Below are 24,099 nucleotides of genomic sequence, written 5' to 3'. Positions count from 1 at the left end.
TCCTCTTAGAATTCAATATTATTCACGCGAACTACCCAAGGCAATACCTCGACAGAGAGTTTAAAATAGATCTTGCCTTCTTCGTCCGGATTATTAGGATCTTCCGGATCCGGATCATTCTCCGAGATACGAGGATGCCCCAGTTGGCTAATATCAGTAACAGCCAATTTATACACGTTATTACGTACTACAGCAAATTCCATGGCTCCCATGGTGGTTGCATTATCGTTATCGTTGTGACGATTCCAATAGTAGTAATAACAATAGTACCCCTTATCTATTACAGTCCCCTTATCATCTTTTTCCACACTGGACTGGTAAAGGGTAAACTCAACACTCTCGCTCGTTGCAATTTTTTTGAACTTCACACGAGCATCTTCTTTTTCTTCAGATGTAAGCTCCGAAGCATCCTGCCATTTTGCCCACCAATAATCAGCACTCTCCTCATCATCACTATAAACAGGAGCCTCATAACCCTCTTCTCCTTTTTTTCCTTTTTCCGCTTTAGGCTGCTTACTCTCATCCTCATTGACCGTACCGAATACTGCAGTATAGAACGCCGGATACGACTCTTTATTCTCGATGGCAGTTGCACGTACTTCTTTCCAAGTTAAATACAAATTACCACTATGAGCGTATAAAATCGGGTCTTTATCTGGATTTCCCTCAAGTACATCGCCTACATTATTTATAGTTTTATACAACTCCCCGTATTTTTCGTTATCTTTTAATGCCTCCGGAACTTTCATTTTACCTTTAAACACAACACCTGTAGTAATTCCATGCCGTTGATTGCCAGTAGGAGTCGGAATGGTATTCTCGATTGCATAACGCCAGATTTTATACCCTTCTTTATTAGGAGCATTCCAATTCTCATCTTTATCATCTAAACCGTTAAGTACATCTGAAATTTTTGACGTGTACCATTGCCCGCGTGCCGTTTCATTAATAGTCCACTTGTCACCCGTAGCATCACCCAAACAGAAATTGAAATGATCAGCAAAATTACTATTCGAAAGAGTTTTCAAATTTGCTGTCTTTTTAAAATCCAGATCGGTATCTACCACGTAATTGGAAGACGTCTCAACTCCGCAATAAGCGAAATGGTTTGTATTATTTTCTGGAAAACCTTCATCTTTATCCAAACCGTTATCTGACACGCGACGAAGATAATAGAACTCCTTACTCATGTTTACCAAAGCCATTTTCGTCAATTCAATTTGGATAAGGGTTTGCTCCGCATCACTCGCATCCTTATATTTCACCACATTGTAGGTGCGGGGAGTTGTCGGAGCTAAAGGACTTCCGTCTTTGAAATCGAAACGAGCCACGGTACGTTCCACGTCGATGGCACCCACGGAAACACTATTAAACGTGCCATTATCAATCTCATCCGAAGCCCCCGAGTAATTCTTTCCAGTTAAATCAAAGGCTTTTTCTGCCGTATTGTGGTTATCCCATCCGGACAATGTTTTGGGTATTCCTTTCTCGATATCATTTGATTTGGCGGTAGCCATCAAAAAACCTTGCTTGTGGTCAGAACCACCCCAGACAGCTCCTCCATCTTGCGTACTAGAATTGGGATACGTACCATCTGCATTCTCTATAACTTGTCCCTTTTCATCAATCCAATCAACACCATATTTCAAGTCAGTAAGTTTCTTTTGTAACCGTTGTGTGGGATTACAGAACACGTACACGTTAATTTTTTCTTTGCCTTCATTTAATGTACCATTTGTGCCATTAGCTGTATAATAGCTTGCCAGTGCTGTTTTCTCAATAGATTGAACCGTATTGATTTTGCCGTCACTCGGAGTAGCAAATCCGTTTTGTGTACCGCAGGCGATAAATTTATTCGTCCCTTTTTCAGCCAGTACCAGCAGAACGGTATTCACGACATTTTCGTGATCCTGACCGATTTCAGTACCGCTTGTACTCGTTCCATAGTCACCATTAGTACCGGTATTGGTTTTACTCCTCGACCCCATTCCTCCAGCCACGGGCAGTTGTACCGTCACGTTCATGTAAACGGCGTCTTTTGAGCCATTCTGATCCCCCTCCGGATCGTCACCGGTCAAGGTATCATGGCTGCAACCAGCAAACGCCAATGCAAGTGCGGTTGCAACAAATTGAAATAATTTTCCTTTTTTCATAATGTGGACATTTAAAATTTATTTAATTACTCCTTGTATTTATTCCATGAATTTTCTTTCCTTCAACTCCTTCAAGGTGGTGGCAGCCTTCTCGAGCCCCATCTCCCGGGCTTTTTCCAGGAACGTCACCGCACGCTTGTAATCCTTCTCGCGTATGGCGAGGGCACCCCGCGCATAAACGGCTTCCGGCGAATCGCCCGCTTTCTCGAGATAGCGGCGGGTAGACTCGTGGTCACCGTGGCGCATGGCGGCATTCGCGGCGTTCAGGTTGGCGATCTCGTCGTCCGGGAACATCCGCACCGCCGTTTCAAACACGTCGGTAAACTCCGGCGAGCCCGGTTCGTACATCCTCGCCACGAGATAGAACTCGTTCAGGCTCAGATTCCGAGGCCGTTCCGCCAGCACGCGTTTGATCTCCTCCACGTCGCTGTAGCGGCGTATGTTATAGTCGATACGGTAATCCGTGTGGCGCAACGCCGGGTAGCAATGTTGCAACAGGAAGCGGTACTCTTCCGGGTACGTCCGCTTGATTTTCGCCTCCTTCGCGTCCGGATCCATGTCGCTGTCGATCATCGCGAGGATCTCCGCCCGGTGGTCAAGATTGGAGTTCTCCACGTACCGCCGCAACCCTTCCCAATCCTCCGGCTCGTGCGCCGTGGTAATGATCTCTTCGGGGAAATCATACAGTTTCCGGATATGCTCCTTGAGCGACCGGGTACGCCCTATCGCCAAGTCCCGGTTGTGCGCATACGGGCTCTCGGGCGAAGCGTACCCCTTGAGCCACACCGACACGATGGTCACGTCCTTGTCCCCCCGCACCGAATCGATGCTTGCCTCGATCTTGCCCAACTCCTCCGTGTTGCGGCGGTAGTCGGGGTAAATCTCCGTCTTGTCTACCGGGAAGTCAATAAACGCCGAACCCGACAGCGAGCGGCTTTTCATCACTTCGGCTTCCGGGCGCACGAACACCAGTTCCGGGAAGAACGCCTCGTCGTGCCGTCCCAGCGTATCGTCGTGTTCCGCCACGATCTCGTGGCAACATCCCCAGTCGCCGCGATGCAGTTTGAGCATCGCCCCGTCCATCCACTCCTCGTACAGGACGGAGCGGTTGTAATCTATATTGTCCGGTTTCCCGGATGCCCGGAAAGCCGTTTCACTCTCGCCCGAGATCGTGCTCACGCCATTTCTCACGTAATAAAAATACCGACGGCGCCCGTAAATCCCCACCGACGGCAGGTCGAGCGAATCCGTTCCCTTGACCAGACGGGGCGTGAGCAATACTGCCCGGTTCGATTCCACCTCGAGTCCCGTCAGGTCCATCTCCATCTCCACCGTGAGGTACTTGCCGTTCCGTTCCACCTTGAAACGGCTGACGGATACCCCGGGCGTGCTCTCTTTTACCTCCTGGGCCTCTGCCCCCAGCAGGCTTCCCAACCCCAGCAGGGTTGCCACTATGAATATCATCCTTTTCATCTTCATCGCGCTTTAAAACAGGTAAACTAAATTGACCGCCACTCTGGTGGGCCCCACATAATGATGCGACTTGCCCCTCGCGATCTTCTCCCCGCACACGGCACACGGGAATTTGTCATAGCGGGTGTAGGAATAGCCGAAACCGAACTCCGCTTCCAGGTTCCAGTGCCGCCCCAGGATCCAGGCGTAACCGTAAGCCACCCCGAACCCGGCGAACCAGCCTTGATAGCGGACTCCCTGCAACTTCCGCGCATCGGTGCCCAGAAAATGAAGACGCCCGTTGAATCCCCCGATGTTATACTGTCCGCCGTGCACGTGTGCACCAAGGAAATGACCTGTAAATCGGTCACAGAACCAATACCGCATCTCGGGTTGCAAAAGCCAATGCCTCCATCTCCTGTCGTGCGACAATGTCCAGGCATTAAGCTGCCCCTTGACATCAACGGTCCAACGCGGCGCCAGCCCTACCTCCACCCCTAAACTGGGCGAAAGGAGAACATCCGAAACCAAGTTGGTCTTGACCGCCACCTTCTGGGCCTTGGCGCCCGAGAACAGCGCCAACAAAACCACCGTGATAATTAATCTAAGTTTCATATCTTTTATCCGTTACAATACATTTGTCTTATCATTCTCTTCACCCGGGGAACACACCTATTTCCCGGGTGAGAAGTAATTATCCACCGTTTTCTCATATTCCTTTCCTACCAATTTCCAGATCGGCTGTTGCAACACACGCTTCACAAAAGACCCACTCATCAAGGAAAAACTGTTCATACAACCTTTTATCCTTCCAAGTTTTTTTTGCCAGGAGGCTTGTGCAGGACAATTCCACCCATTCGCATGTAAACAACATATCGGTGTATTTTCTTCTCCTCGCTCATGTCAAAACTGTTACAATAAACAACATCTCATATATCCAAAAAACGATCGTTTTATGATATGGCCAAAAGGAGTACTCGCAAGTGCTTGCTTAAAAAAACTAAATATCTAGTTGCGAGAAACAAAAATTATTGTTTGAAAGATTTGCGATAAACAAAAATGCTGTATATTTGTAGCGCAATAAACGATCGTTTATTGATATGAACGAAAATTATCTTAAGTCTTATATCCACAAAGTTGTAATCGCTTAATTTTGAGAAATGAAAAAATGCTCAAGAAAGATTTGCGATAAACAATTATCAAGCACAAAAACCTATCCGAGGGCGGGTCGCACGTACCGGACTTACCGGCAGTGGAATATCACGGGACTGAATCTCGTGTAATGCCTGAGCCTCACCCGAACCCGCAGAAACGACACGGACAGCCATAGCCGGAAGAATCTCTGTCTGTATCATGTTCACGACATAACGGGCGTTGCCAAAACCCTTATCCCGTTGAGAATAGTCAAAACCGAGTCTTTGAGCCAAAGCTACACGGGCGTCAGGCGAGAGCGAATATTGATGGCGTTCGAAGTAACGTTCTGCGATTTCCATAAGTTCCGACTCCGAAAAATCGTCAAAAACATAAATATTAGAATCTGGGATCCGGGATTTAAGCCCCGGATTCATGTCAAACATCCGCTTCATCTCGTCAGGATAACCGGCAAGAATCAACATCCAATCTCGCCGCGCTTCATCTGCAAGCGCCGTCATCAGTGTCTCGATAACAAATTTTCCCGGATCGTGCGGGTCACTCTGCTGAAATAATTGATACGCCTCATCGATCAGCAGGACTCCTCCTTGGGCTTCTTCTATGGCTTTCAGAGTATTGGTTTCCTCCATGCTATAGTTAGGTCCCAGGAGTGTTGCCCGTTCCCTCGTGATAACATGGCCACGGGAAAGCATCCCCGCCTTCGCGAGCATGGCTCCCATCATCTTCGCGACGGTTGTTTTTCCCGTTCCCGGGGAACCGAGAAACATAGCGTGAAGCGATGTTGATATTACAGGCAAACCGCACTCTTCGCGCATTTTATTAAAACGCACCACTTTCTCGTAAACGAACAATTTCTCTTTTACCGTCTTAAGACCGATCAGATCTTCCAGGGGAGCCAACAACGATTCGTCCGCAGGTTGCACCAGCCCGGGGAGACAACCGCTCTCGGCCTCTTCATCATCGACCTCCACGCGATCCTCGTTATCATTGTCCTCCTCGCCAGCATCAACAACTTCGTCCTGGAGACATAACCGGAAACGATTTACACATTCCTCGAGCGTGTACTCGTCAAGACAAGCAAGTTCCTTACCCTCCCATGCTCCGGATTCGGTGGGGCCATTCGTGCTGAACACAAATCCAGCAATAGCGTAATCCATGCATAAAAGTTCTGCGTAGCAAATACCTCGATTATCGCAGTTCACGTGGACAGGCATTGTGACATGATACTCGCGCATATCATAGTCGTCACATTCCGGACGAAAAAATCTGGATTCAATTTTTCCATTCGGCAAGTAAACCCTGACCTCCACCTCGGGGACAAGGCAAGGCTCGTCCTTGAAATGAGATACAAGGTTGAACCTTACCCAGACAAGCTCCATATCCTCGCTATTGACAGATTTACACATGCCATAGTCGAACTGGGGGACAACTCCACCCTCGTCTGCCGTATACCAAAGGTGCGGCTCCTTGCCCAAGACTAGAGGATCATACATGTGAAAAAAGGATTCTCCTAGCATCTGTCCGCTCGAGACGTCACGCACCATCACCTTGTAGGTGTGATCGGTTTTAATATTAGGATAAGCAAAAGGAAGGTCGGCTCGAAATACACCCGCGAGCCTGTTCCGCGGAATATTAACGCGAATTTGAGTCGCACTCATCACGCATTCTTCGGTAGCATCTACAATAACAATCGCAACCGAACGCCTAATGCCGACAAATGAATCTAAAGAATGATTACGCCCGTTTAAGAATGTAAGCAACACGGCCATCCCCGATTGAGTCAGGGCCATCGGGAAATCATGGCGCATATCAAACAACTCGATTGCCGGGTATTCGTTTGCGACTTCACTATCAGGGCCATAAGCCCATAACTGGAGTACAGATAATATTAATGGGTTTGTTCTATTCATATTTTACAGTTTAAGTTATACAATTCATTTCATAATCTAAAAATCTCCCCCTGGAATCACTACCAATATGTCAAAGAACTCTCCGACAGCAAACCTAGCGGGCACGTGAGAACGCACCTGTGGCTGCCATTTTCTAGCCGCGGTCGAAAATCGTCAGTGGGAAACTATGCGCACCACATCTTCATGCTGCCCGGGAGAGCCGCACCGCCGAAAGATTTTCCAGTAGGATGTAGATGCTTCATATTAAAAAATGAAATAATTAAACTGTAAAACACGAATCACGGCGCAAAGAGCCGCCATCCATTGTTACGCGAAATTACAAAAGAATTTTTGATTATAACAAAAAAAACGATTTTATCAAGAAAACATCTCAACAAAAAGGAAGCTTCATTTCACACCCCTAATCTCACTTTACATCACCCTTTCTTTCCCCCTGCTCGCCCCCAAAAACCAAATATAAACCAATCATGAACGTAACATGAACGCAAACGGACGTCTATGCTACGTTCATGATTGGTTCGTGATTGGTTCATGGGGTAGCGTAACGGCAGGCTTGGGATGAAGAAAAGATAAACAAGAGGGGAAGTGACATACCAGAATATAATTCACGAAATTTATTTTTGATTCTCCGAAAATATTCCGTAATTTGTGAAAAATTTTAACCCATGCTCATTGATATATGGTAAACAAAGTCATTCTAATCGGAAATGTCGGGGGAGATCCCGATGTAAGATACCTCGACGGGGGCGTTGCCGTGGCTCGATTCAGCCTTGCCACGTCGGAAGTGTACAATAACAAGAACGGGGAACGCGTGACGCAAACCGAATGGCACAATATCGTCCTTTGGCGCAATCTAGCCCAAATCGCGGAAAAATACGTGAAAAAAGGCATGATGCTATACATAGAGGGACGCATCAGAACCCGCTCGTGGGACGACCAAAACGGAGTGAAACGCTACACGACCGAGATTTACGGGGATAACCTCCAAATGCTGTCCCGCAAACAAGATAGCAACGAACGTCCCCAAGACTCCCCCATGCCACAAGCCCCGGACTTGAGTCCAAGCAACGATGACAATGACGATCTACCGTTTTAATTTATAAAGTTCGTTACGTTCATAAAGTTTATAAAGCAAATGATGAACTTTATAAACTTTATGAACCCATTCGTTGTTACTTTTAGTTTTTATACGTACCTTTCGGCGATTTAAGTTTAACCAATTATTTAAATTTTGGACGCAGATTATATTCCCCTAGCGGGACAGATATTCACGGGTGACTTCACCCTCATTGATTTAATTTTTTGTATTATATTATTGTTCTTACTATTGTGCTCTGCACTGGTTTCTGGGTCGGAGGTAGCATACTTCTCGCTCTCTCCCTCGCAATTAAAATATCTGGAAGACAAAGGTTACACGAAAGCCCGTAACCTACACGAGAAGCCGGAGAGATTGCTTGCGACGATATTGATATCCAACAATTTTGTCAACGTGGCAATCGTGGTGATCTCCACCTACCTGGTCAATTCCCTGTTTGACTTCTCGACCTACCCGGTACTCGGTTTCGTCATTCAGGTCATCGTGGTCACCTTCGTGATCTTGCTTGTGGGGGAAATCATCCCTAAACTCTACGCCAACCGCTCACGCCTCAACATGGTGATTTTCATGGCAGGTCCCTTGACATTCCTGTCCCATGTATTCCGCCCGTTATCCGCCCTTTTGATCGGTTCGACCTCGATCATCCGGAAACGCCTGGACAAAAAAGACGGAATCTCCATCGACCAACTTTCCAAAGCTCTCGAATTAACCAAAGATACAGCTATCAACGAGGAAAAAGATATCCTGGAAGGCATTGTCCGCTTCGGCAACATCGATGCGGTGGACATCATCCGTCCCCGCATCAACGTAATCGCCATTGACTCGCAATCCACTTACAAACAGGTAAAAGAGATCATCGCGGAACATGGCTATTCACGAATGCCCGTGTACGAGGAAAACCTGGATAACATCATCGGTATTCTCTACGTGAAGGACTTGCTGCAACACTTGGATGAAACCGACGAGTTCAAATGGCAGACCTTGATACGCCAAGCATACTTCGTGCCCGAAACCAAAAAAATCAATGACCTTCTGGAAGAATTTCAGGTGAAGAAAGTTCACTTAGCTATTGTCGTGGACGAGTACGGAGGGACGACCGGAATTGTCACCATGGAAGATATTATAGAGGAAATCGTGGGCGACATTAACGACGAGTACGACGAACAGGAAATCGTCTACACTCGCGACAAGAACGGGGCATACATTTTCGAAGCTTCCACCCTGTTGAACGATTTCTACAAGATCACGGACATCGCCGAGGACACCTTCCAGGAAGTGGAAGGAGACGCCGACACGCTAGCCGGGCTCATTCTCGAGTTGAAAGGCGAACTACCCAAAAAGGACGAAGTGATTGCTTACAGGGATCATCAATTCAAAATCCTTGAAGTCGACAACCGCCGGATCAAGAAAATTCAGTACAAGAACACCGAAGGTGTGTTTTGACACCTTCTAGTCCATAAAATCGAAAAGTCCGTAAAGTCGTAAGGTCGAAATATTACAAAATTGCAAATGAATTGTATTGACAAACAATATCTTGCGTAATATTTGACTTTATAAACTTTCAGAACCGAAGGTTCGACTTTATGGACCTTATGGACCAGAAGGTGTGTTTTGACACACCTTCACTTTACAGGCTTCCCGTGTGCCGTGTAAGGAACCGGGATACCCAGTATCTCACACAACGTGGGCAACAAGTCGGACATCATCATGCCGTTTTCTTGCACGCCCGGTTTCACTCCCGCCCCGTACAGGTAAAGCGGTACGACTGAACGCCTGCTATAACGGAAATACATATCCTCTATCTCTTTCAACTCGGACACCCAGGTCGGGTGAATACAAAAAAGGACATCCCCGCTACGTTTACGCGAAAAAGAATTTTGCACCAACCGGTTCATTCCCTCCGGGAAAGACGTGTGTGTCAACGAATAGGCTGTCATGACCTTCGCCACGCCCTCGAACTCGATCATAAAATCGGCAACCTTATCCTGCATCTCCTTCACGTCCAGCTTCCGTTCTTCAATCAATTCCCGGTTCAAATAAATTTGTCCCTGGTCGTAATCAACAATCCAGTCGCCGGGACCATATACCAATGCCAGATAAGATTTCAACAAGGCTACAGCCCGGAAAATACTGAAATAATCGGAATTAACTTTTATCTTCTGCAAATCCTCCGGCATCAACTCCCTCATCTCGGAAAAAGTCAGGAACACCGTGTAATTACCCTTCCCCACTTTAGCATCCAATTTTTTCATCAGAACGGCAATATCTAAATCCAAACGGACCAGCATATCTTTCTCCTCCTCCGAATCAATAGTAAAGTCACGATACATATAATCCAGACAAGAGAAATTTAACGCCAGCAGATCGGGATCGCTATCTTCACCCAGGCGTTCCGCATCTATCAACCTCTCGGCTAACGTCCGCACGAGCGTGTTACCGTACGGCGTGGCCTTCAACACCCGGTAAGTATTGTATTCCCTTTTCGCCCGGGCAATATCGTAATAAAAATGGTTGCGTAATCGAATTCGTGCCGAAGATTTATCCTCGTCGGAAAGCATCATCCATCCTTTATTCACGAAAGTTTCGCTATCTCCCCACGTGTTATAAGCCCGCAACCAGTCGGGTAATTCGGGTTTATAATAAGTTGACGATACCCATTTGCCCGTTTTCTCGCTAAACCAGATCGCCATATCCGCACTTGAGCCCCCGCTTAACACCGCCTCGTCGCCGTTCATCGCGATGCTAAACACCCGGGACAAAGAATTGGCCATCTTCATGGCACTTCCCAGGCTCATTGCCTGCAAATAATCGGGCGCCAGGCTTTTGATGCTATCCGCCTGTTGTTCCCCGGTCTCGGTATATCGCTCGGAACGTGTGGCGAACTGCCGTTTCCGCCGCAAGCGGTCATACCACGCACGTGACACGATGCCGTGTTCCGCGGGCAACATTCCCGTGTAAATCGAAGCGTGGTCCACGCCCGTCTGCGTGTACATATAATTATAATTCGCTTCCACCCGCGTACCTTGTTCTATCAGCCGTTTCAACCCGTTATCGGACAACTCGTCCCCATACATGTCCAACCACTCGGGGTAGAAATGGCTTACCACAATCCCCACGACCAATTTCGGCTTATTCCCTTCGGCAAACGCTCCCTGCATAGCAAAAAGCGCAAATCCTATCAATATCAACTTTTTCACGGCAATTATTTTCATTATCTATCGAAGTTTCAAATTTTCAGTATTCCTGCAAAAATAATCAGAATATGATAATTTACAATCTAAAATTCTTTCAATTCTTAATTGTTTCGTATCTTTACGGCAAGAAACTATAAACAACCATACCCATTATGACTGAGAAGAAGTGTCTATTAACAGACAAATTGAGGAATTACGTTTTTCGTTACGGAACGGAACTCTCGGACGAAAAATTGAAGGAAATGGGAACTTCTCTGGAAGAGATCAATGAGAATTTCTCTGGAATGGAAGACATCGCCAACTGCATCTTTGAACAAGAACGTGTTGCATTCGAGAAAATATTCGAGGAATACGATTTTGACGGGTGGAACGCGATAGATATTCTGTTACTGGTAGGAAACGAGATTCATGACCGTTATTTTAACGTGTCGCCTTCTGTTTCGTTCAAACTAGCCGAGAAATTTCCGGATATCTTTGAACAACACAAACAACGGCGTTCAGACTTTATTTTCGAGAAGATAAAGATCAATATCGAGAAAGGAATGCAACAAGGAATGTACAAGAATGACGTGTCCAGCGAAATGGTTGCCCGTATGTACATCGCCAAACTCAACGATATTCATAACCGGGAAATATATCCCCCGGAAGTATTCGACTTCGGAACGATCTTCAACAATCTGATCGACGGAGTCATCCGCACGATCACGAATGAAGACGGATGGCAATATTACAAGCAAAGGAAACAATTGTATAGCGTGTTGAGTTTTAACAGGTAAAAAAGAAAAACATGAGCGTAAAATATCAAATAGACGATGTAGATCGAAAAATATTATCCCACTTGGTGGAAAATGCCAGGGTCCCTTTCCTTGAAATAGCACGGGAATGCGGCATTTCCGGTGCGGCAATCCACCAACGGGTGAAGAAAATGGAAGACGCAGGGATCATCGAAGGCTCGCGCTTCATCGTGAAACCGGCTGCCCTAGGCTTCGGCGTATGCGCTTTCATCGGGGTAGTCCTTGATCACGCCCACACGTACAAAACCGTCGTGAAAGAAATAGAGAGCATACCGGAAGTCATGGAGTGCCATTTTATCACGGGAGGCTTTACTTTCCTGCTTAAATTGAGATGTAACGATCACCAACATTTGATGGACATTCTAATCAATACGCTTCAGAATATTCCGGGTATAGCTAAAACCGAAACTTTCATTTCACTCGATGAACTGATTGACCGGCAAATCACAGTGGCATCCTCGAGAGCATCAGAATAAATTCCTAAACCGTCCCCTTACTTTTCTTATAAGATAATTTCGGGGCTATTACTTTCAGCACTCCCGGATGTACTTTCACAGTCACGGGAGGCTCGAGAGTATAAGGATCGCCGTCGATATGGGCTTTTGACAACTCTCCTTCAATCAATGCTTCCGTGCATTGTATTTCACGAAAATAAGAAAGGCGGGCAATCTTAGAATTCATGAAACAATACAGAAACCGGGGAATCTGGTAATACTTGGGACGTTTCAATATACATATATCCACCAACCCGTCACGTAGTGAGGCTTTCGGGGCAATGGACGCATTATTCCCGTACTGGGAACTGTTCGCCACGCTCAACACGAAACATTCTTCCTCCCACGTTTTCCCGTTCACATGGAAACGATAACGTTTACCGGGATACCGGAACCACATCCGCACGATAGAATAGATATACGAGAATATCCCTCTAATTTTCATCGTACTAAAGAAATGAGCCACCTCGGCATCAAAGCCGAATCCGCTCACGTTCAATGAATAATGCCCGTTTATCTCGACCACGTCGATATTCGTCGTTTCGCTTTTCAATATCTGCTTCAGCGCCTTTGTCATCATCTGGGAGAACCCCAAATGGCGGGCAAAACCGTTACCGCTACCCAAGGAAATCACCCCGAAAGCAATACCCGTTCCCATGAGCGCCGTGCCGATCTCATTCACCGTACCGTCACCGCCCGCCGCAACGATATGCGTATAATTCTGACTCTTAGCCTGCTCCACGATTTCCTTGGCATGCCCGGCATATTCCGTGAATCGAATATTATACTCGATATGCTTGTAGGCAGCAATATGCCGAATGCGGTAAGGGATCTCCCACCCCAAGCCAAATCCCGAAATCGGGTTCACGATAAATAATATTCGATAATGAGCCATTTATTTCGTCTTTCTTCCTATCCCGTAATACACGTATCCGAATTCACGCATCTGGTCGGGACTGTAGATGTTTCTTCCATCAAATATAATCTTGTGTTTCAAGGCTTTCTCGATAAAGGTAAACTTTGGTATCTTGAATTCCGCCCACTCCGTCACAACAATCAAAGCATCCGCACCTTCCAGGGCATCATACATTGTTTCGGCATACTCTATCCGGTCGCCAATCCGTCTTTTACATTCTTCCACGGCAACGGGATCAAAAGCCCGAACCACGGCACCCGCTTCCAGCAATTTGTCTATCAAAACCAATGAAGGGGCTTCCCTCATGTCGTCCGTTCCGGGCTTGAAAGCCAATCCCCACATAGCAAAACGCTTTCCCTGCAAATCTTTCCCGAAATGGGAAGTTATCTTCTGGAATAGTACGCTTTTCTGATTCTCGTTCACCCGTTCCACGGCTTTCAGCAATTCCAAGCTATGCCCGTGCTCGTCGCCCGTGCGGATCAATGCTTTCACGTCTTTCGGGAAACAGGAACCGCCGTAACCGCAACCGGCATTCAGGAATTTCTTCCCGATACGGCTATCGCTGCCGATGCCTTTCTTCACGGCTTCCACGTCAGCCCCGACAATCTCGCACAGGTTTGCAATGTCATTCATGAAAGAGATGCGGGTAGCAAGCATTGAATTGGCGGCATATTTCGTCATCTCTGCCGACAATATATCCATGAAATAAATAGGCGTATTATTCAAAATAAACGCATGATACAAGCGCTCCATCACGTGTTTTGCCCGATCGCTCTCGACCCCGATCACCACTCTGTCCGGTGAGATAAAATCGTTCACGGCATCGCCTTCTTTCAGGAACTCGGGATTGGAAGCCACATCAAACGGCACGTCCACCCCTCTCTTGTCCAAAGCAGCCTTGATTGTCGCCTTCACCTTATAATTCGTACCCACGGGCACGGTGGATTTGGTCACGACCACGATATAGTCGTTGATTATCTCCCCTATTTCACGGGCAACATCCAACACGTAATGCAAATCGGCACTTCCGTCCTCGTCGGGCGGCGTACCCACGGCAATAAACACGGCATCCGCATCCTTCAGCCCTTCCCGCAATGAAGTTGTAAAAAAGAGTCGTCCGTCTTCCCGGTTCCGGGTGACCAATTCCGCCAGCCCCGGCTCGTATATCGGCATTCCCCCGTTATTCAATAAATCGATCTTGGCACGATTCACATCGACGCAAGTAACGGTCACCCCCGTTTCTGCTAAACACGTTCCGGACACAAGTCCCACGTAACCGGTTCCAACAACAGCTATTCTCATAATAAATTCTCCGCTTTTTTTTGCCTTGTTTTATATTCGCAAAAATATAAATTAAAAACGAACTATACCGTTTTTTTATCTAATTTTGTAAACACGATGATATAATACACACAATACAAATATTGGCGAATATGAAAAAAGGTATTTCCCTCATTTCCATCCTGTTTCTAATGATTGGTTTATTCTCGTGTAAGGATAAACCCAAAGAGCAAAGCAAACTAGAGTACAATAAATACATTTCAGGTTTCACGCAGGGAATGATAAAATCCACCGATCCCATTTATATCCGGTTGGAAGGAAAAGCCTTGAAAACAGACAACGATGCTCTGGCACAACCCGGGAAGTTACTAAAGATCAGTCCGAAAATCGAGGGGACGGTTTCTTTTCGGGACGGCAACACGATAGAATTTTCCCCGACACAACGCATGAAAAACGGACAGACTTATGAAGTCACGCTCGAGCTGGACAAACTGTGCAACGTGCCCTCGGATCTCTCGACGTTCCGTTTTGACGTGAAAGTATTGCCCCTGACTTACGTTTTTCAGGAAGGCAGCCTTAGCGTCGATCCCTCTGACAATGACAAATTCTCGTACCGGGCCTCCATCTCCAATTCGGACGCGGTTACCCCAAACGAAGTAGAACTACTCGTGAAAGCCAAGCTCAACGGGCAAACCCCGACGCTGGAATGGGAACATACCCCGTACATCCATTATTTCAAGATAGCCAATATCACCCGGGCAAACGACAGCCAGGCTCTCGAACTCTCTTTTGACAAAAAGGTGAAGAACGGGAATGACTTGATCGTAGAAATTCCGGGCAGCAAAGTATTCTCCGTGCTGGAAGTGAAAGCAAGCAGCGAAAACTCCCGCACCATAGACATCACGATGTCGGACAACGTGGACATCAGCCAGGATCTCCAGGGATTAATCACCGTGGACGGCGTCAGCAACTTGAATTTTAACGTGCAAGGCAATATTATCCGGGCATATTCAAACGACCGGGATAAAATGCAAGGCGTGGTTCAAGTAAACCTCTTCAAAGGGATTAAAAATACCACAGGCGAGAAACTCCAATCAGATGCAACCTTCACAGTGAGTTTCCAATCTGCCAAACCTGAAGTGGCATTTATCGGCGAGGGAACATTTACCCCGGCAGAAGGCAACGTGCTTATCCCCTTCTCGGCAGTTGCCCTGAAAGCCGTACAGTTGCGGGTAGTAAAAGTATTCAACCAAAACATGAATTTTTACCTTCAGGAAGGGAACTATAATTATAGTAGCGACTACCAGTTACGCCGGGTTGGGCGTGTCATTCTCGACAAGAAAATTTCCCTCGTGAAAGAAGGACAACCCCAAGACTTTAATAAATGGCAGGATTACACCATCAACCTGGCAGACCATATCCAACTAGAAAAAGGAGTGATTTACCGGGTACAACTCCGGTTCCAAAAATCTTATACCTCGCTCGATTGCGCGAAGGAAGCACAAGATGGCATTACCGAAGAAGACTGGGATAACGCTTCTTCCGGAGACGAATATTACGACGATGACGACTATTATTACAGTTACCCTTCCGACTATTCGTGGGAAGAACGGGACGATCCTAACTCTAATTCCTATTATTACGTGTCAGACCGCTTCCCGAAAAAGAATTTAATCGTGACCTCCCTGGGTATCACGGCAAAAGCCGGAACCGACGGGAAGTACGTGGTTGTCGTCAACGACCTGCTCACGGCGGCTCCCGTGGAAAGTTGCAGAATATTCTTCTATAATTTCCAAAACCAGAAGATAGACTCCACGGTTACGAACTCGGCAGGTATCGCCACGTTGCGGGTACCCGGCAAACCTTTTGTCATCGTGGCAGCCAAAGGCAGCGACAAGGCTTACCTCAAAGTAAATGATGCGCAATCTCTCTCGTTGAGTAATTTTGACGTCAGCGGCGAAGTCGTGCAACAAGGTATTAAAGGTTTCATATACGGTGAACGAGGCGTATGGCGTCCGGGAAATGACATTCACCTCTCTTTCATGCTGGAAGACAAGGAAAACGTGATCCCCGTGGGTCACCCGATCATCGCCGAACTCTACGACCCGAACGGCAACGTGACACAGACCCGCAAAACGGGACGCAACGAACACGGGTTATATTGTTTCACGTTCAGCACCGACGAGCAAGCCGTCACCGGGTACTGGCAAGCAGTAGTACGCATCGGGGGTGTTTCTTTCAGAAAAACCGTCCGTATCGAGAGTATTAAACCCAATCGCTTGAATATCATCACCGACCTTCCGAATAACATACTCGGGATAGGCGTGACAAACAACTCTATACCCGTGCAAACCAGATGGATGCATGGCGCAAAGACCAGTAACCTGAAAGTCATCACCGAACTGCGGCTATCCAAGGGCAACACGACGTTCCCCGGGTACAACGGGTATAACTTCGACGACCGCTCCCGCTATTTCAACACAACCACCGAAACGTTCTTTGACGGCACGACCGACGCGAACGGGAACTTCACCCTGTCGGCAGACAATATCAAATCGGAGAATGCCCCCGGTATGCTCAACGCCCTGCTCACGATGCGGGTATTCGAGCCGGGCGGCGACTTCAGCATTGTCACTTCCGGGTTCAAATACTCCCCTTACAAGGAATATGTCGGGATAAAACTACCGGAATCAGACGACAACTGGTACAAGGCAGGCAAACCGATCGCTATCAGCGGAGCCGTACTTACCCCGGAAGGTAAACCCGTCAGCAACAGTGAAATTGAAGTAGAGGTCTACACGCTGGAATGGCGCTGGTGGTGGGATTCGGAGGAAGACTACATCGGTTCATACGTGAATCGCTCTTACCGTCGTCCGGTATTCAACAAAACGGTAAAGAGCCAGGACGGTAAATTCAACGTCAACGTGACTTGCGACCAATGGGGACGCTATTACGCGATCGCCCGGGACAAAGCATCCGGACATTCCAGCGGTTCCACGTTCTACATCAGTTCTTGGGCTAACGACATGAATATTCCGGGAATGGCAAACTTGCTCACGCTGACCAGCGACAAGAAATCTTACCGTGCCGGAGAAAAAATCAAAATCACCTTCCCTTCATCGGAAGGTAGCGTGGCTCTCGTGAGCATCGAGAACGGCAAGACCGTGAGAGATATTTTCCGGGTGCCGACAACTGCCGGGTCGACCTCTTTCGAGATTCCCGCCACGAGCGAAATGTGCCCCAACATCTATGTCAACGTATCGCTCATCCAACCTCATAAAAACCGGAATAACGATAAACCGATACGCCTTTACGGAATATTGAATATAGACATCGACGACCCAAATCTACGCCTCACGCCCAAAATCGATATGGCGGAAGAACTCCGTCCGTCACAAGACTTCTCGGTCACCGTGAGCGAAAGCGAGGGTAAACCGATGACTTACTCCATCGCTATCGTTGATGAGGGATTGCTTGCCATTACCTCTTTCAAGACCCCGAATCCTTTCCCCGCTTTCTATGCCCGGGAAGCTCTCGGCGTGAAGACTTGGGACTTCTATGACGACGTAGTCGGAGCCTTCGGCGGACGCCTGGAAAAAGCCTTTGCCGTGGGAGGTGACGAATCCCTAGACCCGGAAGACACCCGCAAGAGTGACCGATTCACCCCTGTCGTGATCTTCAAAGGTCCGTTTACCCTCAAGAAAGGAGAAAAGAAAACTCATCATTTCAATATGCCCGAGTACATCGGTGAAGTACGCACGATGGTCGTAGCCGAGGACAACGGTCGCTACGGTTCGGCATCCCGTAACACGAAAGTCAACAAACCGTTGATGCTCAACGTCACGATGCCTCGTTTGTTCACGCCCGGGGACATCATTGAGATCCCCGTCACCGTGTTCGCCATGAAGGACAACATCAAGGACGTTACCGTGAACCTCAAAACAGACAACAAAATAGAAGTCATTGCCCCGGCAAGCCAAGAGATTAAATTCTCCGGGACAGGCGAACAAATCGTATTCCTGAAAGCGAAGATCAAAGAAGTTATCGGCAAATCCACGCTTACCTTCACCGCTCAAAGCGGATCGGAGAAAGCGCATTTCAGTTGCGACGTGGACATCCGGGTACCCAACCCCAGAGTTACCCGTGTAGATGCCCGAGAGATGGCAAGCGGCGAATCAATCACCTTCAACAATACCCTGGACGGGCTGGAACCGACCTCCTTCCTGGAGATCACGTCCATCCCGCCATTAAATCTGGAAGAACGCCTTCAATACCTGATCCGCTATCCTCACGGATGCGGCGAACAGATCACCTCTGCCGTCTTCCCACAATTGATGCTCGACCGACTGATGGATCTCAACGAGGCTCAAAAAGTCACGGCGGAATTGCACGTGAAGGACGTTATCAACCGCTTGCGGAATTACCAGCTAAGCAACGGAGGATTCAGTTATTGGACTAACTCAAACTACGTGTCCGACTGGGTTTCGACCTACATCACGGACTTCCTGACGCAAGCCGAGAAACTGGGCTATCGGATTCCGGCTTCCATGAAGACGTCGGCTCTTGATTACCTGTCAAAACAAGCCAATTCCTGGCGTCGGGGAGATTATTACTCCGAATTGGAACAATCATACCGCCTCTACGTGTTGGCGCTGGCAGGCAAGCCCAATATGGCAGCCATGAACCGGATGAAGGAGGACACCTACAACAACCCGGTCGCCCGTTGGCAATTGGCAGGTGCTTACGCCCTCGGCAAACATGACAAGATAGCCAACAGCCTCGTTGCCAACCTTCCGGCGGAAGCCAAACTTTACCGCCAATTGGGCAGATGCTACGGTTCAGACTTACGGGACAACGCCATCATCATGCAAAGTATGATAGATATGGACAAGAAGGATGAAGCCTACAAGTTATTGCAAAAGATAGCTCGCAAATTCGCGTCCAACGAGTGGCTAAGTACCCAGGAAAGCGCCTTCGGGCTTTGCGCTATCGGCAATTACGTGGGTCGCTACTTCAAGGATGGCAACGGCATTGACGTACAAATCGGCAAAGAAAACTTCAAAACCACGAAGACTGTGTTGCAGAAAGAACTTGCTGTAAAAGACAACCGTTCGGAGGTAACCGTAAAGAATAACACTTCCGGCACCCTTCACGTGCGCACGATCAACAGTTCGACCCCGCTGGGAATCATCACGGAGAGCGAAATGTCCGGTTTGAAAATGACCGTCAATTACTACCGTGACGGAGTTCTCAACAACCAAACCAACTACCGCCAAGGAGAGGATATCGTGGCTGAAATCACGATTCAAAATACCGGGAACATTGGACTTTACGAGGAACTGGCTTTGACGTTCATGTTCCCCTCCGGCTTTGAATTCCTAAATGAACGCCTTACCACGAACGAGAACCCGTTCAAGGGAGCCGATAACGTGGACATCCGCGACGACCGGGTGCACCTCTACTTCTCGCTCCAACAAGGGAACTCGAAGACTTTTAGGTTGCGTTTCAACGCTGCCTATCCAGGCACTTATTTACTTCCGGCTGTCACTTGTGCGGCGATGTATGATAACTCAATCACCGCCACCCTACCGGGTAACAAGATCACGATCTCCCGGGGAGAATAGATTTATCTCCCTTTCAATACAATCCGTAAAGTTCGGGAACATCCCGGAACTTTACGGATTTCCTTTTCCCCTCCATTTATTTAATATATTTTTAAGAAACAAATTCCTTATTATTATTTAGAAATGCTCTACATTTGTCTTGCAATGTACACAAGGTATGCACAGAAAAAATGTAAATAAACTTATACACCTGTTCCTGTTAGTTCTTTTCCTGAGCTACTACGGGAGTATCACGTTTTTCTCGCACTACCACGTGGTCAACGGAGTTACCATCGTGCACTCGCACTTTTTCTGCGGTAATTTCAATTCGGACGGGGGTGCCGATCATACCCACACGGCTAAAGAGCTTACTTTAATAGCTCACTTGAGCAACTTCATCACGCTGATTAGCGTAGCTCTCGCTATTGTGACCCCTCATCTTATTCACAAAGTACATCACTATATTTTCAACCAGGCAAAAGAACCTGATAAACAAACATTCACGCTAAGCCTCCTCCGGGCTCCACCCTTCGCCGTGTAAATTATTTTTCTACCGAAGTATTCCTTCGGTCAGTATCCCGTGAAATAAAACAAAAAATCTATCACGGGTATATATGTTATTTCATTTTGAAACAGCACTCGAGGTTGTACCCATATAACATAGGTACACCCGTAAAAAATATGGATTATGAAAAACTTACTTACACTTATTATACTTCTCCTTCCCGTTCTTTATTGTCGCGCCGAGGAAGAAGAAAAAATCAAAAAAACGACCGATGCGAACATCAATGGGCATGTTATCCTTAAAGAAACCGGAGAACACCTCCCCTTTCTCACGATATTGCTAAAAGGAACAAACATCGGTACCGCCACCGACGAAAGCGGACACTACTTCCTGAAAAACCTTCCTCTCGGAAAATACACACTACGGGTGCAGGGTGTAGGCTACAAAAGCATCGAGAAAGAAATCAATATTGTAAAAGGCAAAACACTAGAGGTTAACTTCGAACTAGAGGAAGACGTTGTCATGCTTGAAGGAGCCGTGATTACCGCCAACCGAAATGAAACGGATCGCCGGGAAGCACCCGTGGTGGTAAATGTCCTGTCACCCAAAATATTCGAGAACACAAATTCGGTATGCCTATCGCAAGGTTTGAATTTCCAACCGGGCTTACGGGTAGAGAACAATTGCCAGAACTGTGGATTTCAACAAGTACGCATTAACGGATTGGACGGTCCGTACTCGCAAATATTGATTGACAGCCGCCCCATGTGCAGCTCCCTCGCCGGAGTTTACGGTCTGGAACAAATCCCGGCAAACATGATCGAACGGGTAGAAATCCTTCGAGGGGGCGGTTCCGCGTTATTCGGGGCAAACGCAATCGCCGGAACGATCAACATCATCACCAAAGAACCGTTATACAATTATTTTCAGATAGGACACACCATCTCTGCCATTAACGGCGATAGTTTCGACAACGTGACCTCATTCAACGGGGCTATCGTCAGCGAGCAACGCAACGCCGGGATTCATCTTTTCGGCATGGTACGTGACCGTCAACCTTACGACCATGACAGCGACGGATACTCCGAATTGGGAGAAATCAACAGCACCACGCTAGGGTTTCGCACTTACTACAAACCCACGCATTTCAGCAAGCTCTCGATGGAATACCACCACATCAAGGAATTCCGCCGGGGAGGAAACAATTTAGACCTTCCCCCTCATGAGGCAGACGTGGCGGAACAAGCCGACCATAATATCCACGGGGGAGGACTAAATTACACGCTATCGTCCAAAGACTACAAGCATCGTTTCAACGCGTACACCTCCTTGCAAAACATTGAGCGGAAATCTTATTACGGCGCCGGACAAGACCCGAACGCTTACGGGCGAACCAAGGACTTCACCGTCGTGGGCGGAGCGCAATACGCTTATGATTTCGACAATTTGCTATTCATGCCTTCCGTGCTAACCATGGGGATTGAATTTTCGCACAATAAGTTACATGACAAGATGCTCGGTTACAACCGGGAGATCAACCAGGAAGTAAACGTTTACAGCGCTTACCTGCAAAATGAATGGAAAACAGCCCGTTTCAGTTTCTTGTTAGGCGGACGACTTGACAAGAACAGCAACGTGGACGCCCCGATATTCAGCCCCCGCGTAAACATCCGCTACAACCCGGTCACAGACCTTAGTTTCCGGGCCAGCTACTCGGAAGGATTCCGGGCTCCCCAGACTTACGACGAGGACTTACACGTCGCAGCCGTCGGTGGAGAAGTTACCCTGATCCAAGTTGCCGAAGACCTGAAAACAGAAAAGTCCCGCAGTTACAGTGCTTCCGTCGATTATTACACCACGCTGGGTCCCGTGCAGATCAATTTGCTCGTGGAGGGATTCTACACCCGATTAAGAAATCCTTTTGTACTGGAAGAAATTGAAACCGAAGATGAGGAAAACAAAATACTGGAACGCCGGAACGGTTCGGATGCCAAAGTAAAAGGCATCAACATCGAGGGAAGAATCGCCCCGCACAAATCCGCACAGATCCAATTCGGCGCCACCCTGCAAAGCAGCAAATACGCCGATCCCGTGGCTTGGAGCAATGACCCGGAGGTGGCACCCTGCCGTAAATTACTACGTTCCCCGGACGAATACGGCTACATCACGTTGAGCTTGCTCCCCTTCAAGAATTTCTCTGCCGCCCTATCGGGAACCTACACGGGTTCCATGTACGTGGGGCATTTCGCCGGATATATCGAGAAAGACGTATTGAAGAAAACATCCTCTTTCTTTGACGGAACCCTGAAACTGGCTTATGACATCAAGATCGGCAGCGGCTACACGATACAAGTCAATGGTGGCGTGCAAAACGTGTTCGACAGCTACCAGAACGATTTCGACAAGGGTGAATTCCGGGATTCCGGTTACATCTACGGTCCCGGTCTCCCGAGAACCTATTTCGCCGGAATTAAATTTGGTATATTCTAAAAAACAGATCAAGATTACCTTCCTTAATATCCCGTGGAGCCCAAATCTAAAGCTCCACGGGATTCTCATTTCAATTCTTCACCCAAAGGTATAATACCATTTGGTAGAAAATATTTTTATCAGAGTAGTTTTATTACTTGAATTTAATATCTTAGTTAATCTCCCCTACAACATCCTCGCTGGTAACCAATTTCCGCTCGTTATTGTTTTGATTCAAACCGTTGGTTACTTCCGGCTCGTTGGTTTCGGACAAAGTGAAGGTTCCGCTATCTTCACGGGTAACGGTTTCGGATGAATCTTTCTTGTATTCCGTCCAGATTAGTTTCACCGGTACGGATTTCTGTCCCTCGGGGACAATAGAAGTCAAGTCAAACGACACTCTGCCACGGCTCCACACGTGAGAACCCGTACCCCGGTCGCCTTCTTTAGGAGCTTCCCCGTAAGCATTGTGACGCAAGGTAACGTACACGGTGTCATGGTGAACCTCCACGTCGTCCTCTACCAGGTTAATAAAATGCTTGGTCGAAGAACCGGACTTCACGGGAATTCTAAATTCCACGTTCAGGTATTTCCCACCGAACCATGCTTCCGACACGTTGATCGGGTCATTACCGATACTGTCTTGACGTACTTCCTCGTTTTCTTTGATAAAAGAAAGCTTCACGGGATCTTTCGTCAACACCTCGGTTGCACGGTACAAACGGATATAATAATTCATATTCCCCTCCAATCCGGTTTCATCTCTCTCGCTTCCCAGGATAGAGTAATTGGCGAATACCCGCAAACCTTCCTCTGCATCGGAAGAATTAATCGCCGCTCCCTCGGATACGATCAGGCGACTACCGTCATCCCGACGGATCGCGAATTTAGAACATGTGCCGTTATCTATCTTCTCGAGATTCCCGTAACTGATCCACGAGCTTCCACCGCTCACGTAATAATACTCGTCATCGTCGTCACACGCCGCAAACACGGCAACAAATAACGACAACATTAATGCAATTTTCCATGTCTTACTTTTCATAGCTGTTTTTTTAACGTTTACTTATAAGATGCCAT

The 24,099-nt window shown here is 47.5% G+C and carries 15 protein-coding genes; 7 read left to right on the top strand and 8 right to left on the bottom strand.

Annotated features, from left to right (window positions below; translation table 11 throughout):
* Window positions 1-5: 5 nt before the first annotated feature.
* The 4 genes from BN8899_RS00710 to BN8899_RS00695 all read right to left on the bottom strand — a co-directional run bounded on the left by BN8899_RS00710 (window position 6) and on the right by BN8899_RS00695 (window position 6,667).
* Window positions 6-2,153 (bottom strand): Mfa1 family fimbria major subunit, encoded by a 2,148-nt coding sequence (locus tag BN8899_RS00710; RefSeq protein ID WP_065217899.1) that lies wholly within the window; start codon window positions 2,151-2,153, stop codon window positions 6-8.
* 39 nt (window positions 2,154-2,192) lie between these two features.
* A complete protein-coding gene (locus BN8899_RS00705; protein WP_082986860.1) occupies window positions 2,193-3,626 on the bottom strand; it encodes a DUF3868 domain-containing protein in 1,434 nt (477 codons plus the stop codon).
* A gap of 12 nt (window positions 3,627-3,638) precedes the next feature.
* Window positions 3,639-4,220, bottom strand: coding sequence for a DUF3575 domain-containing protein (locus BN8899_RS00700; protein WP_065217898.1), 582 nt, complete (start codon window positions 4,218-4,220; stop codon window positions 3,639-3,641).
* Between the two features lie 584 nt (window positions 4,221-4,804).
* Entirely contained in the window at window positions 4,805-6,667 is a 1,863-nt protein-coding gene (locus BN8899_RS00695) for an AAA family ATPase (protein ID WP_065217897.1), read from the bottom strand.
* 679 nt (window positions 6,668-7,346) lie between these two features.
* Between BN8899_RS00695 and BN8899_RS00690 the strand changes: the two genes are divergently transcribed.
* On the top strand, window positions 7,347-7,763 hold the full coding sequence (locus tag BN8899_RS00690; RefSeq protein WP_018338703.1) for a single-stranded DNA-binding protein: 417 nt from the start codon (window positions 7,347-7,349) through the stop codon (window positions 7,761-7,763).
* Window positions 7,764-7,898: 135 nt separating this feature from the next.
* Complete coding sequence (gene gldE / locus BN8899_RS00685; protein ID WP_065217896.1) at window positions 7,899-9,206, top strand: gliding motility-associated protein GldE; 1,308 nt, start codon at window positions 7,899-7,901, stop codon at window positions 9,204-9,206.
* Between the two features lie 179 nt (window positions 9,207-9,385).
* On the opposite strand, the gene BN8899_RS00680 is transcribed toward gldE, so the two are convergent.
* On the bottom strand, window positions 9,386-10,960 hold the full coding sequence (locus BN8899_RS00680) for an alkaline phosphatase family protein (RefSeq protein ID WP_231932224.1): 1,575 nt from the start codon (window positions 10,958-10,960) through the stop codon (window positions 9,386-9,388).
* Between the two features lie 149 nt (window positions 10,961-11,109).
* Here BN8899_RS00680 and BN8899_RS00675 point away from each other — a divergent pair, with 149 nt between their 5' ends.
* Complete coding sequence (locus BN8899_RS00675; RefSeq protein WP_018338700.1) at window positions 11,110-11,733, top strand: hypothetical protein; 624 nt, start codon at window positions 11,110-11,112, stop codon at window positions 11,731-11,733.
* Window positions 11,734-11,744: 11 nt separating this feature from the next.
* Window positions 11,745-12,227 (top strand): Lrp/AsnC ligand binding domain-containing protein, encoded by a 483-nt coding sequence (locus BN8899_RS00670; protein WP_018338699.1) that lies wholly within the window; start codon window positions 11,745-11,747, stop codon window positions 12,225-12,227.
* Window positions 12,228-12,231: 4 nt separating this feature from the next.
* Here BN8899_RS00670 and BN8899_RS00665 read toward each other — a convergent pair whose 3' ends face one another.
* Window positions 12,232-13,140: a diacylglycerol/lipid kinase family protein gene (locus BN8899_RS00665; protein WP_018338698.1), complete on the bottom strand. Its 909-nt coding sequence runs from the start codon at window positions 13,138-13,140 to the stop codon at window positions 12,232-12,234.
* On the bottom strand, window positions 13,141-14,463 hold the full coding sequence (locus BN8899_RS00660; protein ID WP_018338697.1) for a UDP-glucose dehydrogenase family protein: 1,323 nt from the start codon (window positions 14,461-14,463) through the stop codon (window positions 13,141-13,143).
* Window positions 14,464-14,594: 131 nt separating this feature from the next.
* On the opposite strand from BN8899_RS00660, the gene BN8899_RS00655 reads away from it, so the two are divergent.
* The 3 genes from BN8899_RS00655 to BN8899_RS00645 all read left to right on the top strand — a co-directional run bounded on the left by BN8899_RS00655 (window position 14,595) and on the right by BN8899_RS00645 (window position 23,040).
* Window positions 14,595-20,066 (top strand): alpha-2-macroglobulin family protein, encoded by a 5,472-nt coding sequence (locus tag BN8899_RS00655; RefSeq protein ID WP_231932223.1) that lies wholly within the window; start codon window positions 14,595-14,597, stop codon window positions 20,064-20,066.
* 157 nt (window positions 20,067-20,223) lie between these two features.
* The gene (locus BN8899_RS00650) at window positions 20,224-20,586 is read left to right on the top strand and encodes a hypothetical protein (protein ID WP_065217893.1); all 363 of its coding nucleotides are present in this window, start codon (window positions 20,224-20,226) and stop codon (window positions 20,584-20,586) included.
* 147 nt (window positions 20,587-20,733) lie between these two features.
* Window positions 20,734-23,040, top strand: coding sequence for a TonB-dependent receptor (locus BN8899_RS00645; protein WP_065217892.1), 2,307 nt, complete (start codon window positions 20,734-20,736; stop codon window positions 23,038-23,040).
* Between the two features lie 151 nt (window positions 23,041-23,191).
* Here BN8899_RS00645 and BN8899_RS00640 read toward each other — a convergent pair whose 3' ends face one another.
* Complete coding sequence (locus BN8899_RS00640; RefSeq protein ID WP_065217891.1) at window positions 23,192-24,064, bottom strand: NigD1/NigD2 family lipoprotein; 873 nt, start codon at window positions 24,062-24,064, stop codon at window positions 23,192-23,194.
* Window positions 24,065-24,099 lie beyond the last annotated feature (35 nt).

It is taken from the genome of Butyricimonas sp. Marseille-P2440 (assembly GCF_900091675.1).
GTDB lineage: Bacteria > Bacteroidota > Bacteroidia > Bacteroidales > Marinifilaceae > Butyricimonas > Butyricimonas synergistica.
The sequence above is the reverse complement of the archived record's forward strand: the minus strand, read 5'-3'. Positions and strand labels throughout refer to the sequence as shown.